We start from the raw sequence: 13,530 nt of genomic DNA on the forward strand, positions 1-13,530 counted from the left end.
CGGACGAGCTCCCTGGTTCGTGGATCTTCACTGGGAACTGCCCGCAAAGAACGCATGACCTACGGAGCATCACTCTGTCAGGTGATAGTGATCGCTAGGACCCGTTCGCCCGGTTCGTGGTCATACTCACAGGGCTGCGCGGAATGCGGAGCGGAGTTCCCCGATTTCCGCACAGCCCTGAAGGTTCACGTATGGCCGGTGATGTCACCCGGAGATGCTGGGGCGTCCGTTCTCGATGTGCCCCATCAGGCGCCTGCGGAAGGCGACACTGCCGTTGCCCGCAGGAGTGGCGCTCTCAGCGGCGTCGTTCTCGGTGCCGTCGTCCGCCGTGACCTCGATGTCGTACCAGCCGTGGGCGTCCGCGGCCGAGTGGACGACGCTGCGGCTGCGGCCGGGCTTCACCGTGAGCTGCCGGGTCCAGTCCCGCAGGTCCTCCTCGTCGACGTATCCGAGCGGGCGGACGGTGAAGGTGATGGTCCGGTCGCCGCAGTTGCGGAACGTGAGGTGCAGATCGCGGTCGTGGTGGTCGATGCGCGAGGTGACCTCGGCACCGGACCCGGTGGCCGGTCCCGCGAACTCGCGACGGAAGCCGTTCGGCCCGGTGATCGTGAAGCGGTAGGAGTCCCCGGTAAGGGGCACGCTCCACTGTGCTGTGCCCCTTACGTCCTTGTGCTGGGGTACGGGGAACTCACCGGCGTACGGGTACAGCGCGAAGTGGGCGCTCGCCCGCCCCGTGTTGGTGAGCGTGACCTTCACCGTGCCGTCGCCGGGCTTCGCGGAGGCGTCGGGCTGGTACGGCAGGGGCCGCGCGGGCCGGGCGCCCGGCTCCTGCTCGGGCATGTGCTGGACCAGCGGTGGCTGCGGCCGCCAGCGGCCGGTGAACGGCGGGATCGCACCGGGCTGCTCCACCTCGGGCAGCGGCCGGCCGCGGCGGAAGTCGAAGGCGGAGGTGAGATCGCCGGTGACACCGCGTCGCCAGGCGGTGATGTTGGGCTCCTCGACGCCCGTCCACTTCTCCAGGAAGCGGACGACCGAGCTGTGGTCGAAGGTCTCGGAGCAGACGTAGCCGCCGACGGTCCACGGCGAGACGACGAGCAGCGGGACGCGGATGCCGAGGCCGGTGGGCTTGCCCTGCCAGCGCTCGCTGGTGTTGTCGGCGGGCGGCACCGGCGGCGGGACGTGGTCGAAGAATCCGTCGTTCTCGTCGTAGTTGATCAGGACGACGGTGTGCCGCCACACATCGGGGTGCGAGCCGAGCGCGTCCAGCACCTTGTAGACGAGCGTGGCGGAGGCGATCGGCGAGGAGGAGCCGGGGTGCTCGGAGTCGACGGCGGAGGGCACCAGGTACGACACCTCGGGCAGCGTGCCCGCGGCCACGTCCGCGCGGAACTGATCCGCGAGGCTGCCGGTCTCGCCGCGCCGCAGCCCGCGCTCGAAGAGGGAGCGCTCCTCTTCGGTGAGGGTGGCGACGCCCTCCTCCAGCGCGGCGAGCAGCAGGGCCCGCTCGGCGGCGTCGGAGGTGTCGCGGACCTTCGCGTAGAAGGCCTCCATGAAGGTGAAGTCGCCGGCCTTGGCGAGCGCCTTCCGCGCGATCTTCTTGAAGGTGGTGAAGAACTCGATGTTGTTGTCGGTGAAGTTCTCCCACTCCTGGTACGTCTTCCAGCTGCGGCCCGCCTTCTCCAGCCGCTCGGCGTAGGTGGGCCACGGGTAGCCGGGATGGCTGCCCTCGGCGTACGCGGCGTTGGTCACGGCGCGGCTGCCGTCGGCCTCGAAGCCGGTCCAGCCGCTCCACAGGTGGTTGCGGTTGGGGCTCGTCGAGGTGTGGATCGAGGAGTGGTAGGCGTCGCAGATGGTGAACGTGTCGGCCAGCTCGTAGTGCAGCGGGATGTCGCGGCGGTCGTAGTACGCCATGGTCGCGGCGGTCTTGGCCGAGATCCAGCCGTCCATCCAGCCGTCGCGCCAGGCCTTGGCCCCGCCGCCCCAGGAGTGGTCGAGGTCGCCGATGTACTGGAGGTCCTTCGCCTGCGTCTCGGCGGCGTCGCGGACCGGGAAGGGCAGCACGGTGCCGAGCGGGCCGGGCTGCTCGAAGACCGGCTTGCCCGTGGGGAGTTCGACGGCATTGCGGTCGCCGAAGCCGCGAACGCCGCGGAGAGTGCCGAAGTAGTGATCGAAAGAACGGTTCTCCTGCATGAGGATCACTACGTGGCGAATCGCGCGCAGACCACCGGAGGGCGCCTCGGCGGCCAGCGCCTGCTGCAGGGACGGAGGCAGCAGGGACCCGGCTGCCGCGGCACCGAGGGCGCCCCCGCCGAGTGCGAACAGCCGTCGCCGTGAGATGTCCGTGGCCAAGTGATCCTCCCGAGTCGCGCGTTACCGCCCGGAAGCTAGTGAGAGCAGATGGCGGAGGAAAGGCCCGGGGACGTCAGCGGGATGAACGTCCAAGAGTGACGCGGAAGAGCCCGGACGAGATCGCGCCACCGGAAGGCGGGCTTCCGGACCAGACACGGCAGCCATGTCGGCGGGGCCTGCCACCATGGGGTCATGACCAGTCCGGGGGAATCGAATGCTGTCGCCGTCACCACGCCCGTCGGCGCCGCCGAGCTCGCGGAGCGGCTCCACGGAGCGCCACGGGAGCACCTCGGCCGGCCGCCGGTCGTGGTCGTGGCGTACCCGCCGGAGGCCACGCGGCTGGAGCGGCGCGAGGCGTTCCGTGCGGTGTACGGCCCGATCGTGGCCAGGATCGGCGAGCCGACGCTGTACGGCGGATCGGCCTGGGGCCCCAATGTCCGCTGGCGTGACGGCGCCCGGCTGGTGCTGCTGTCCGGGGACCGGTTCCAGGTCACGCTCTCGGTGCACCGGCCCGAGGACCTGGAGCGGGACGAGCACCGCTGCTTCACCTGGGGCGGTGCCTGGTCGGTGGACGAGCCGCACGACTTCGATCTCCTGCCGTACAGCTGGCAGTTGTACCGGAGCGGGCCCGGCGAGCAGCCCGGCGACGTCCCCGGGCGCCGGCTCGCGGGCGGCTGGGAGCATCTGGAGAGCGCCCTGGGGCTGATGCTCGCGGCCTGGACGGAGCAGCTTCCCGTGCAGGTGCCGGGTGACTGGGCGGGCTTCACGATCGTGGCCGACCGCGACCCGGGGCGCGATCTGGTCGTCTCGTACAGTCCGGGCGAAGGGCTGGGCGTCGCGATCGACGACCGGGACGCGGAGCAGGGCCCGGAGCGCGTGCGTCAGATGCGCGAGCGCGGCTGGCAGGGCCACGACCGGGGCTGGTGGCAGTCGGTGTTCCCGGAGGCCTACGAGAACGCCGCGGCCGCCTCGGCCCGGCTGGCCGTCACCGAACTCCGCTGCCGCGGCGCCACCGGCCCGCAGGAACTGGCCTCCCGCGACGCCGGCGTCAACGACCGCGGCGAGCTGTGGCTCCCGGGCCTCGGCATACGAACGCACTGACGGGCCGCGCGTACGGAGCAGGGCCCGTGCTGATCGGCCCGAGGCTCGAGGTCCGACGCCCGAGGCCCGCGGCCCGCGGCCCGCGGCAGCCTCGGGCCTCGGCGACGCGCCCGTCGGGCGCATACGGACGCGCGGCCCTCGGTTCGGCGCGCGGGTGCGGCGGGCCCGCACCACCAGGCGACGAACCGAGCCCGGACACCGAGCCGAGGCCAGGCAGCGGCACGGCTCTCGGCAGGCGGCCGGTCGGAGGGGCAGCCGGGCAGCGGAGGCGACACGCACGCGCAGGGGCGGGACACCGTGTTCCGGTATCCCGCCCCTGTGCTCGTACGGACGGCGATCAGCCCTCGGTCACGCCGAGCTTCTCCAGGATCAGCTCCTTGACGCGGGCCGCGTCGGCCTGGCCGCGGGTGGCCTTCATGACCGCACCGACGAGCGCGCCGACGGCCGCGACCTTGCCGCCGCGGATCTTGTCCGCGATCCCCGCGTTCCCGGCGATCGCCTCGTCGACGGCCGCGCCGAGCGCGCCCTCGTCGGAGACGATCTTCAGGCCGCGCTTCTCGACGACGGTGTCCGGGTCGCCCTCGCCCGCGAGGACGCCCTCGATGACCTGGCGGGCCAGCTTGTCGTTGAGCGAACCGTCGGCGACCAGGGCGGTCACCCGGGCCACCTGCTGCGGGGTGATCGCCAGCTCGTCGAGCGCGACGCCCGACTCGTTGGCACTGCGGGCCAGTTCGCCCATCCACCACTTGCGCGCGGAGCCGGAGTCGGCGCCCGCGTCGATCGTGGCCACGATCAGATCGACCGCGCCCGCGTTGAGGATCGACTGCATGTCGTGCTCGGTGACGCCCCACTCCTCGCGGAGCCGGTTCCGGCGGACCCGCGGCAGCTCGGGCAGTCCGGCGCGCAGCTCCTCGACCCACTCACGGGCCGGGGCGACGGGGACGAGGTCGGGCTCCGGGAAGTACCGGTAGTCCTCCGCCTCCTCCTTGACCCGCCCGGAGGTCGTCGAGCCGTCCTCCTCGTGGAAGTGACGCGTCTCCTGGACGATCGTGCCGCCCGAGGAGAGCACCGCCGCGTGGCGCATGACCTCGAAGCGGACCGCGCGCTCGACCGACCGCAGCGAGTTGACGTTCTTCGTCTCGGAGCGGGTGCCGAACTTCTCGGTGCCGTTCGGCCGCAGCGACAGGTTCACGTCGCAGCGCATCTGGCCCATCTCCATGCGGGCCTCGGAGACACCGAGGGCCCGGATGAGCTCGCGCAGCTCGGCGACGTACGCCTTGGCGACCTCGGGGGCGCGCTCACCAGCACCGACGATCGGCTTGGTGACGATCTCGATGAGCGGGATGCCCGCGCGGTTGTAGTCGAGCAGGGAGTGGGACGCGCCGTGGATACGGCCGGTGGCACCGCCGACGTGGGTCGACTTGCCGGTGTCCTCCTCCATGTGGGCGCGCTCGATGTCCACGCGGAAGATCTCTCCGTCCTCCAGCTGGACGTCCAGATAGCCGTTGAAGGCGATCGGCTCGTCGTACTGCGAGGTCTGGAAGTTCTTCGGCATGTCCGGATAGAAGTAGTTCTTCCGGGCGAAGCGGCACCATTCGGCGATGTCGCAGTGCAGCGCGAGGCCGATCTTGATGGCGGACTCGACACCCACGGCGTTCATCACCGGCAGGGCGCCGGGCATGCCGAGGCAGGTGGGGCAGGTCTGCGAGTTGGGCTCGGCGCCCAGCTCGGTCGAGCAGCCGCAGAACATCTTGGTCCTGGTGCCGAGTTCGACATGGACCTCCAGGCCCATGACGGGGTCGTACGACGCGAGAGCGTCCTCGTACGGCACCAGGTCAGTCGTGACGGTCACGGTGAAACTTTCCCTCTCAGCCGAGCAGGACGTCGTCGTCGCCCAGGCGCTTCAGCTCGCGGTAGAGCAGCGCGAGGCCGGTGATGATGGCGGCGGCGGACACGGCGGCGTCGATCAGCCGGAGCGTGTCGTGCTCCATGCGAGCCTTCTTGACCTGCTTGGCGACGCCGATCGCCCCGAAGGCGGTGGTGCCGATGGACAGGTACGTGCCGGTCTTGGACTTCTTGAAGCCCTTGGCCTTCTGCAACGTGCTCACAGTGACGGTGCCTCCTCCAGCAGCGGGTGCCCCCACTTTTCCACGAAGGCGGCCTCGACGGCGGCACCCACCTTGTAAAGACGGTCGTCCTTCATGGCGGGGGCGATGATCTGCAGACCGACCGGGAGGTTGTCCTCCGGAGCCAGGCCGCAAGGCAGCGACATCGCCGCGTTGCCGGCCAGGTTGGTCGGGATGGTGCACAGGTCGGCGAGGTACATCGCCATCGGGTCGTCGGCGCGCTCGCCGATCGGGAAGGCGGTGGTCGGCGTCGTCGGGGAGACGATCACGTCGACCTGCTCGAAGGCCTTCTCGAAGTCACGGGTGATGAGCGTGCGGACCTTCTGGGCGCTGCCGTAGTACGCGTCGTAGTAGCCGGACGACAGGGCGTACGTGCCGAGCATGATGCGGCGCTTGACCTCGTCGCCGAAGCCCTCCTCGCGGGTCAGCGAGGTGACGTCCTCGGCCGACTTCGTGCCGTCGTCGCCGACGCGCAGGCCGTAGCGCATGGCGTCGAAGCGCGCGAGGTTCGAGGAGCACTCGGACGGCGCGATCAGGTAGTACGCGGAGAGCGCGAGGTCGAAGGACGGGCAGTCCAGCTCGACGATCTCGGCGCCGAGTTCCTTCAGCACCTCGACGGCCTCGTCGAAGCGCTGGACGACACCGCTCTGGTAGCCCTCGCCACGGAACTGCTTGACGACGCCGACGCGCATCCCGGCGACCGAGCCGTTGCGTGCCGCCTCGACGACCGGCGGGACCGGGGCGTCGATGGAGGTCGAGTCGAGCGGGTCGTGCCCGGCGATGACCTCGTGCAGCAGCGCCGCGTCGAGGACCGTGCGGGCACACGGGCCGCCCTGGTCGAGGGACGAGGAGAAGGCGACCATGCCGTAGCGGGAGACACCGCCGTAGGTCGGCTTGACGCCGACCGTGCCGGTGACGGCGGCGGGCTGGCGGATGGAGCCGCCGGTGTCCGTGCCGATGGCGAGCGGGGCCTGGTAGGAGGCGAGGGCGGCGGACGAACCGCCGCCGGAGCCGCCGGGGATGCGGGTCAGGTCCCAGGGGTTGCCGGTGGGGCCGTACGCGCTGTTCTCGGTGGAGGACCCCATGGCGAACTCGTCCATGTTGGTCTTGCCGAGGATGACGACGCCGGCCTCCTTCAGCCTGCGCGTCAGGGTGGCGTCGTACGGCGGGATCCAGCCCTCGAGGATCTTGGAGCCGACGGTGGTCGGGATGCCCTCGGTGGTGAAGATGTCCTTCAGCGCCAGCGGCACACCGGCGAGCGGGCCGAGCTTCTCGCCACGCTCGCGCTTCTCGTCGATCGCGCGGGCCTGTGCGAGCGCGCCCTCACGGTCGATGTGGAGGAAGGCGTGGACCTTCTCGTCCACGGCCTCGATCCGGGCGAGGTGCGCCTCGGTGACCTCGACGGCCGTGAGCTCGCCGGAAGCGATCTTCGCGGCGATCTCGGCCGCGGTCAGCTTGATGATGATGCTGTCCGTCATGACTGTTTAGTCCTCCCCCAGGATCTGCGGCACCTTGAAACGCTGCTGCTCCTGTGCAGGGGCGCCGGAGAGCGCCTGCTCGGGGGTGAGCGACGGACGGACCTCGTCCGCGCGCATGACATTGGTCAGCGGCAGCGGGTGGGAGGTCGGCGGTACGTCTTGGTCGGCGACCTCGGAGACGCGGGCGACCGCGCCGATGATGTCGTCGAGCTGTCCGGCGAAGTGGTCGAGCTCTTCGCCCTTCAGCTCCAGACGCGCCAGCCGTGCGAGGTGGGCGACCTCCTCGCGCGTGATGCCAGGCATGCAGCGATCCTCAGGGGTGAGTGTGATGGTTTTGGCCCAATCCTATGGGCCAGGGCCGGGTGCCCGCGAAACCCTTTGCCGCGGGAGCGCGCACGGCCCGCCTCGGGACACCGCCCGGACCACCACCGGCCGGCCGCCGGCCCGCCCACCGCCGGTCGGTCGGCGGGCACCCGCGCGGCCCGGGCGGGCGATCCGCGGACCCCGTTCCCACTCTCTCCCGGCACCGGTCATGTCCCGTTCATGTCGAGTGTGCCGAGGGCTGGCTCACTGGCTCAAGTTGTCCGAACAACTTCTGGCGCCGGGGTCCTCTCCCGGGCGGAGAGGACCTCAACTCCGGTGTCCCCATTCAGAAACGCCGCCTCCGGCGGCAGCGCCCTGTCGCTGCTCTCACCCACCAGCCCCCGCGAAGGTGACCGGCTGACCTTCCGCTGGACCACCGACGCACCCCACGCCAAGAACTGGATCGGGATCTACGACGGCGACCGCAGGCCCGGCGTGGGCTCCTCGCTGGTGTGGTCGTACGTCACCGACGCGTCCGGTGACACCACGCTCGACACCACGGGCCTCGGCGAGGGCACCTACACCGCGTATCTGCTGGCCGAGGACGGATACGACATCCTCGCCAGGACCGAGCCGTTCACCGTCGCGTTCCGGCCGCCCGTGACTCCCCCGCACTGCGCCGTCGACTCCTTCACGACGGGCGCCTGCGCACCGGGGACCCGCGTCTCCCTCGCGCTCGGCCCGCTGTGGATCCGCCCCGAGGGCAACGCCTCCGGCACCCCTTCCTTCCGGCGGCTGACCGGGGACTCCTGGCTGGGCGTCTCCTCCGACGGCAAGGTCACCGGCATCGCGTCCGCCGGGCCCCGCTCCCGCCCCGCGCGGATCACCGTCGCGGTCAAGGACAGCGCGGGCGGCACGGACACGGTGACCGTGCAGGTGCCGGTCCGGCCGGTCTCGGCGCGGCCCCGGCTGACGGTCGCCTCGCTGAACCTGTGGGACGCCGCCGGGAACGTCGCCGACGCCCACGAGAAGCTGCTCCGGCTGATCCTCGGGCAGGGACTCGACGCCGTGGCGCTCCAGGAGACCGGCGGCACCGCCGCCCGCCCCCTGGCCGACGCGCTGGGGTGGTACGCCTGTGACAGCGCGGCCGGGGTCGGCCTGATCAGCCGCTTCCCGCTCTCGGACATCGCGTCCCCGCCCACGGCCGACGTCCCGGCCGTCGCGGCGACGCTCCGGCTGCCCGGCGGCCGGAACGTACGGCTGTGGGGCGCCCAGCTCGACGAGGCCGCCTACGGGCCGTACGCCCTCAGGGCGGGCCGCACGCCCGCCGAGGTCGAGGCCGCCGAGCTGAGGACCGTCCGCCACCGGCAGACCGGCGCGCTGCTGACGGCGATGCGGTCCGACCTCGCCGCGTCCCGTACGGCGCCGGTGATCCTCGCCGCCGGGCTGGCCTCCCCCTCGCATCTGGACCGCAAGGGCCGCGGCGCGGTCCGCTGGCCGGTCACGGTCGCCCTCGGCAGGGCCGGGCTGACCGACGCCTTCCGCGACGAGCACCCGAACGCCGCGCGTGAGCCGGGGGTCACCTGGTCGCCGGCGCGCGGCGACGAGCCGCAGGACCGGATCGACCAGGTCCAGTACGCCGGCCCGCTGCGCGTCGAGGGGGCGTACACCCTGTGCACGGGATGGCCGCGCCCGGTTCCGGACACCGCCGGCAACAGCTGGCCCTCCGACCACGCCGCCCCCGCCGTCACCTTCTCGCTCCGCTGAGCGGGGCCATGCCACCACCGCCGCACGCTGAACCGAAGGACACCCACGCCATGACTCCGCTGAGCCGCCGCGCCTTCGTCGGCGCGTCCGCCGCGACCGCCGCCGTTGCCGCCGTCGGCCTTCCCGAGGCGGACGCCTCGGCCGCCCCGCGACCCCGCGGGTCCATCGAGGACGTGAAGCACGTGGTGATCCTGATGCAGGAGAACCGCAGCTTCGACCACTACTTCGGCACCCTGAACGGCGCCCGGGGCTTCGACGACCGTCAGGCGCTGACTTTCCCGGGCGGCGACTCAGTCTTCAGGCAGCCGGCTCCCGGGCGTGCCGACGGCTTCATGCTGCCGTACCGCATGGACACGACGAAGTACAACGCCCAGAACGCCTCCGGCCTCCCGCACGACTGGGGCACCGGCCACACGGCCGTCAACGGCGGTGCGATGAACAAGTGGGTCGCCTCCAAGGGCGAGCGCACCATGGGGTACTTCACCCGCGAGGACATCCCCTACCAGTTCGCCCTCGCCGACGCGTTCACCCTCTGCGACGCCTACTTCTGCTCGCAGGCCGGGCCGACCGACCCCAACCGGCTGTACCTGTGGTCCGGTTCGTGCGGCCCCGGCAAGGACGGAACGACCGGTCCGTGGACGGACAACACCCCGGTCACGGACAACCCCGTCGCGGACTGGACGACGTACGCGGAGCGGCTGGAGGACGCCGGCGTCAGCTGGCGCGTCTACCACAACCCGTCGAAGGACGAGCGGTACGGCGACTACGACGACAACGGGCTGTCGTACTTCGGGCAGTTCCACGCGTTCCCGAAGGACGACCCGCGGTACATCAACGCGATGACCAAGTTCGATCTGACGGCCTTCGACGCACATTGCAAGGACGGCACCCTGCCGACGGTCTCCTGGCTGGTGGCGCCGTATCTGTTCTGCGAGCACCCGGAGGCGGGCCCGAACTACGGCGCGCACTGGGTCGACACGGCGCTGCAGTCGCTGTTCTCGAACCCGGACGTGTGGAAGCACACCGTGTTCCTGCTGATGTACGACGAGAACGACGGCTACTTCGACCACGTCCTGCCCCCGTTCCCGGAAGCGGGAACTCCGGAGGAGTTCGCCGAGGGGCGGCCGATCGGTCTCGGCAACCGGGTGCCGTTGTGGGCGATCTCCCCCTGGTCGCGCGGCGGCTGGGTCAACTCGCAGGTGTTCGACCACACGTCGGTGCTGCGGTTCCTCGAGGTGGTGACGGGGGTGCGCGAGCCGAACATCTCGGACTGGCGGCGGGCCGTCTGCGGCGACCTGACCAGCTGCTTCGACTTCAGCAGGCCGGACTACTCGATACCGGCGCTGCCGGACACGAACGAGCTGATGGCGAAGGCCGACGCGGCCCAGGCGCTGCCGGCGGTGAAGCTGCCGCCGAGCGGCGGCCAGTCGATGCCCACCCAGGAGCCGGGCACCCGGCCGCATCGGCCGCTGCCGTACCGGCCGTGGGCCGAGGTGGCGGTGGACCGGGAGACGGGCAAGGTCGTCTGCACCCTCGCCAACCAGGGGACGGAGACCTTCCACTTCACCGTGCTGCCGAACACGCTCAAGCCGTTCACGGGCACCCCGTTCACCGTGGCACCGGGCACGTCGCGGACGTACACGTGGGACGCCTCGGAGACCGACGGGCGGTACGACTTCACCGTGATGGGCGCGGACGGCTTCGTGCGCCGCTTCTCCGGCACGGTCGTCCGCTCCGGACGCGAGGCTGCCGCGCCGGTGCCGTCGGTGACGGCCGCACTGCACGGCCGCCGTCCCGAGCGGGCGAGGGTGGAGCTGAGGTTCGCCAACGCGGGCGAGACGGAGGTGTCCTTCACGGTGACCCCGGACGGCGACGCGAGGGCCGCCCGCACGGTGTGGGTGGGGCCGGGCGACCGCTCCTCGCTGACCTGGGAGATCCGCGGGGGCCGTTACGACCTGGAGGTGACGGCGGCGAACGGGTCCCGCTTCGTCCGCCGTTACGCGGGCACGGTGCACGCCACGGCCTAGTGCTGTGCCGGAAAGGTTCACCGCCGTGTGCCGCGGGCCCTGACCCCCGGGGGTTCTCCCCCGGGGGGCTTTCGCGAGGCTTTCCGCGGGGCCTAGTTCACGACGTGGCCCGAAGAGCGCTCCGCCTCGGTCGGCGGGACGGCAGGGAGCTCTGCGACGGGGCGGCGCCAGCCGTGTTCGCCGCGGGCCCGCAGCCATGCCGTGGTCTCCTGGGGCGGCATGGCGGCCGCCACCAGCCAGCCCTGCACCGCGTCACAGCCCAGGTCGCGCAGTCGCTCCCAGGTCTCGTCGTCCTCGACGCCCTCGGCGACCACGAGCAGTCCGAGCGAGTGGGCGAGGTCGACGGTGCAGCGGACGATCTCGGCGTCCTCGGTGTCGATCGCCAGCCGGGCGACGAACGACCGGTCGATCTTCAGCTCGCTCACGGGCAGCCGGCGCAGATGGACCAGCGACGAGTAGCCCGTGCCGAAGTCGTCGAGCGACATCTTCACACCGTGGCCGGTGAGTGCGGCGAGGGTGTCGGCGGCCCGCTGCGGGTCCTCCAGCAGCACATGCTCGGTGATCTCCAGCTGCAGCGCGCCGGCCGGGACGCCGTGCCGGGCGAGCCGGGCCGCGACGGCGCCCGCGAAACCCGGGGTGTGGACGTCGCGCGGCGACACATTGACCGCGACGGGCACTTCGAGCCCCTGGGCGCGCCACTTGGCGACCTGGCCGAGCGCGGTCTCCAGGACGTACTCCGTCAGATGGGGCATCAGTCCGGAGGACTCGGCTATCGCGATGAACTCGTCGGGCGGGACCCGGCCCCGGTCCGGGTGCACCCAGCGCACCAACGCTTCCAGTCCGGCGACACGGCCGTCGAAGCCGACCTTGGGCTGGTAGTGGAGCTCGACCTCGCCCGCGTCCAGTGCCCGGCGCAGATCGCCGAGCAGTCCGAGCCGGTCCGGGGTGTTCGAATCCCGCTTGGATTCGTACACCTCGACGCCCGTACGGTCACGCTTGGCCTGGTACATCGCCACATCGGCGCGTCTGAGCAGTCCTTCGGCGTCCAGCGCATGGTCCGGGAAGACGGCGAGACCCGCGCTGGCCTCCAGCACCAGCGTGAGTCCGTCGAGGTCGAGCGGCGAGGACAGCTGGCCGACCAGATGGCGGGCGACCCGCTGTGCGCTGGTGGTGGAGTCGGCCGTGGGGAGGAGCACGGCGAACTCGTCGCCGCCGAGCCTGGCCGCCTCCGCCCCGCGCGGCAGTGCCAGCTTCAGCCGTTCGGCTATCTGGAGGAGGAGCCGGTCGCCCGCGAGATGGCCGAGCGTGTCGTTGACCGAGCGGAAGCGGTCGAGATCGATCAGGACGAGGGCCGAACGGGCGCCGACACCCTCGGCCTCCTCCAGTGCCGCCCAGGTGCGCTCCAGCAGCCACTGGCGGTTGGGCAGTCCGGTGAGCGGGTCGCGCAGCTGCTCCTCGGCCCGGGCGCGGGCGATCCAGAGTGTGGAGTCGAGGGCGATCAGCGGTACGGCGAAGAGCGGCAGCAGGATGGGCATGGCCGTCGCCACCACGCAGATCAGCGGGGTGATGCCGAGCAGGGCGACGGCGACGAGCCCCTGCCGGAGCAGGGCCGTCCTGGCGACGGTGGGCAGGCCGGCGGCCTGCGGTGCCAGGGTGTACCAGAGCAGCAGGCGGGTGACGGCGAGATACGCGGCCGCAGCGAGGACCACTTCGAGGACCGCGCCCGGGCCCCACTGCAGTGGCTGCCACGGCTGTTCGACCGTCGGCGTCTCGCCGAACGCGGTCAGGACGAGGGCGGCCGCGCCGAGGCCCAGGACGTCGGCGGCACCGTGCAGTACGCCCTGTTGCCGGCGGTGCCGCCGGGCGACACCGGCCGGCACCACGACGGCGAGGCTGACCATGCCGGCGGGCACCCAGCCGTACAGCATCAGCACGGCGAGGGTGAGGGCGGCACCGGAACCGGTGCCGCCCCACCAGCGGTCGCGCCCGAGGGCGACCAGATGACCGACGATGACGCCGGTGAGGACGGCGAGGGACCAGCCCTCGGTGCCGCCGGGGAAGAGCGCGTGCCCTTCCCGCAGAGAGCTGAACAGACCGGCCGCCAGGGCGACGGCGGCGATTCCCATGATGAGGTAGGGCAGCGTGGAGGCGATGCCCGCGACGAACGCGAGTCCCGCGAAACCACGCGGCCGTGAGACCGGGGCGGCGCTCTCGGTCGGTTTCATTCCCGTCCCTCTCACAGCCGGCGGTGCCGATGCCACGCGATGGCCCCCGTGTCATGCGACCACGGCCGGAATCCCACCACGCAGCCATGCACGACAGGCGCACATCTCAACAGTAGGCCGCGGAAGCCCCTGACGGGCAGCGCTCTACAGCTCT

9 protein-coding genes are annotated in these 13,530 nt (G+C 71.6%); 3 read left to right on the plus strand and 6 right to left on the minus strand.

From position 1 onward, the window contains the following. Positions 1-204 precede the first annotated feature (204 nt). Complete coding sequence (locus ACIQMR_RS17550; protein ID WP_401387421.1) at positions 205-2,349, minus strand: phosphocholine-specific phospholipase C; 2,145 nt, start codon at positions 2,347-2,349, stop codon at positions 205-207. 192 nt (positions 2,350-2,541) lie between these two features. Here ACIQMR_RS17550 and ACIQMR_RS17555 point away from each other — a divergent pair, with 192 nt between their 5' ends. Continuing rightward, on the plus strand, positions 2,542-3,450 hold the full coding sequence (locus tag ACIQMR_RS17555; RefSeq protein WP_401387424.1) for a hypothetical protein: 909 nt from the start codon (positions 2,542-2,544) through the stop codon (positions 3,448-3,450). 337 nt (positions 3,451-3,787) lie between these two features. On the opposite strand, the gene gatB is transcribed toward ACIQMR_RS17555, so the two are convergent. The 4 genes from gatB to gatC are packed head-to-tail and all read right to left on the minus strand — an operon-like array spanning position 3,788 to position 7,357. Then, the gene (gene gatB / locus ACIQMR_RS17560) at positions 3,788-5,302 is read right to left on the minus strand and encodes an Asp-tRNA(Asn)/Glu-tRNA(Gln) amidotransferase subunit GatB (RefSeq protein WP_401387426.1); all 1,515 of its coding nucleotides are present in this window, start codon (positions 5,300-5,302) and stop codon (positions 3,788-3,790) included. Positions 5,303-5,318: 16 nt separating this feature from the next. Further along, positions 5,319-5,558, minus strand: a complete 240-nt coding sequence (locus tag ACIQMR_RS17565) for a hypothetical protein (RefSeq protein ID WP_401387428.1) — start codon at positions 5,556-5,558, stop codon at positions 5,319-5,321. After that, complete coding sequence (gene gatA, locus ACIQMR_RS17570) at positions 5,555-7,054, minus strand: Asp-tRNA(Asn)/Glu-tRNA(Gln) amidotransferase subunit GatA (RefSeq protein ID WP_401387431.1); 1,500 nt, start codon at positions 7,052-7,054, stop codon at positions 5,555-5,557. The genes ACIQMR_RS17565 and gatA overlap by 4 nt, the downstream gene beginning before the upstream one ends. Positions 7,055-7,060: 6 nt before the next feature. Next, on the minus strand, positions 7,061-7,357 hold the full coding sequence (gene gatC / locus ACIQMR_RS17575; RefSeq protein ID WP_015036350.1) for an Asp-tRNA(Asn)/Glu-tRNA(Gln) amidotransferase subunit GatC: 297 nt from the start codon (positions 7,355-7,357) through the stop codon (positions 7,061-7,063). A gap of 336 nt (positions 7,358-7,693) precedes the next feature. Here gatC and ACIQMR_RS17580 point away from each other — a divergent pair, with 336 nt between their 5' ends. Further along, on the plus strand, positions 7,694-9,124 hold the full coding sequence (locus ACIQMR_RS17580; protein WP_401387434.1) for an endonuclease/exonuclease/phosphatase family protein: 1,431 nt from the start codon (positions 7,694-7,696) through the stop codon (positions 9,122-9,124). 50 nt (positions 9,125-9,174) lie between these two features. Then, on the plus strand, positions 9,175-11,151 hold the full coding sequence (locus ACIQMR_RS17585) for a phosphocholine-specific phospholipase C (protein ID WP_401387437.1): 1,977 nt from the start codon (positions 9,175-9,177) through the stop codon (positions 11,149-11,151). A gap of 92 nt (positions 11,152-11,243) precedes the next feature. Here ACIQMR_RS17585 and ACIQMR_RS17590 read toward each other — a convergent pair whose 3' ends face one another. Beyond that, entirely contained in the window at positions 11,244-13,376 is a 2,133-nt protein-coding gene (locus ACIQMR_RS17590; protein ID WP_401387439.1) for a putative bifunctional diguanylate cyclase/phosphodiesterase, read from the minus strand. Between the last annotated feature and the right edge of the window lie 154 nt (positions 13,377-13,530).

This window comes from Streptomyces sp. NPDC091376 (genome assembly GCF_044757085.1).
Lineage (GTDB): Bacteria > Actinomycetota > Actinomycetes > Streptomycetales > Streptomycetaceae > Streptomyces > Streptomyces pratisoli.

Coding starts and splice junctions, on each gene's coding strand:
- gatA (WP_401387431.1), bottom strand. CDS start 7,054: ATGACGGACAGCATCATCATCAAGCTGACCGCGGCCGAGATCGCCGCG.
- ACIQMR_RS17555 (WP_401387424.1), top strand. CDS start 2,542: ATGACCAGTCCGGGGGAATCGAATGCTGTCGCCGTCACCACGCCCGTC.
- gatC (WP_015036350.1), bottom strand. CDS start 7,357: ATGCCTGGCATCACGCGCGAGGAGGTCGCCCACCTCGCACGGCTGGCG.
- ACIQMR_RS17585 (WP_401387437.1), top strand. CDS start 9,175: ATGACTCCGCTGAGCCGCCGCGCCTTCGTCGGCGCGTCCGCCGCGACC.
- ACIQMR_RS17590 (WP_401387439.1), bottom strand. CDS start 13,376: ATGAAACCGACCGAGAGCGCCGCCCCGGTCTCACGGCCGCGTGGTTTC.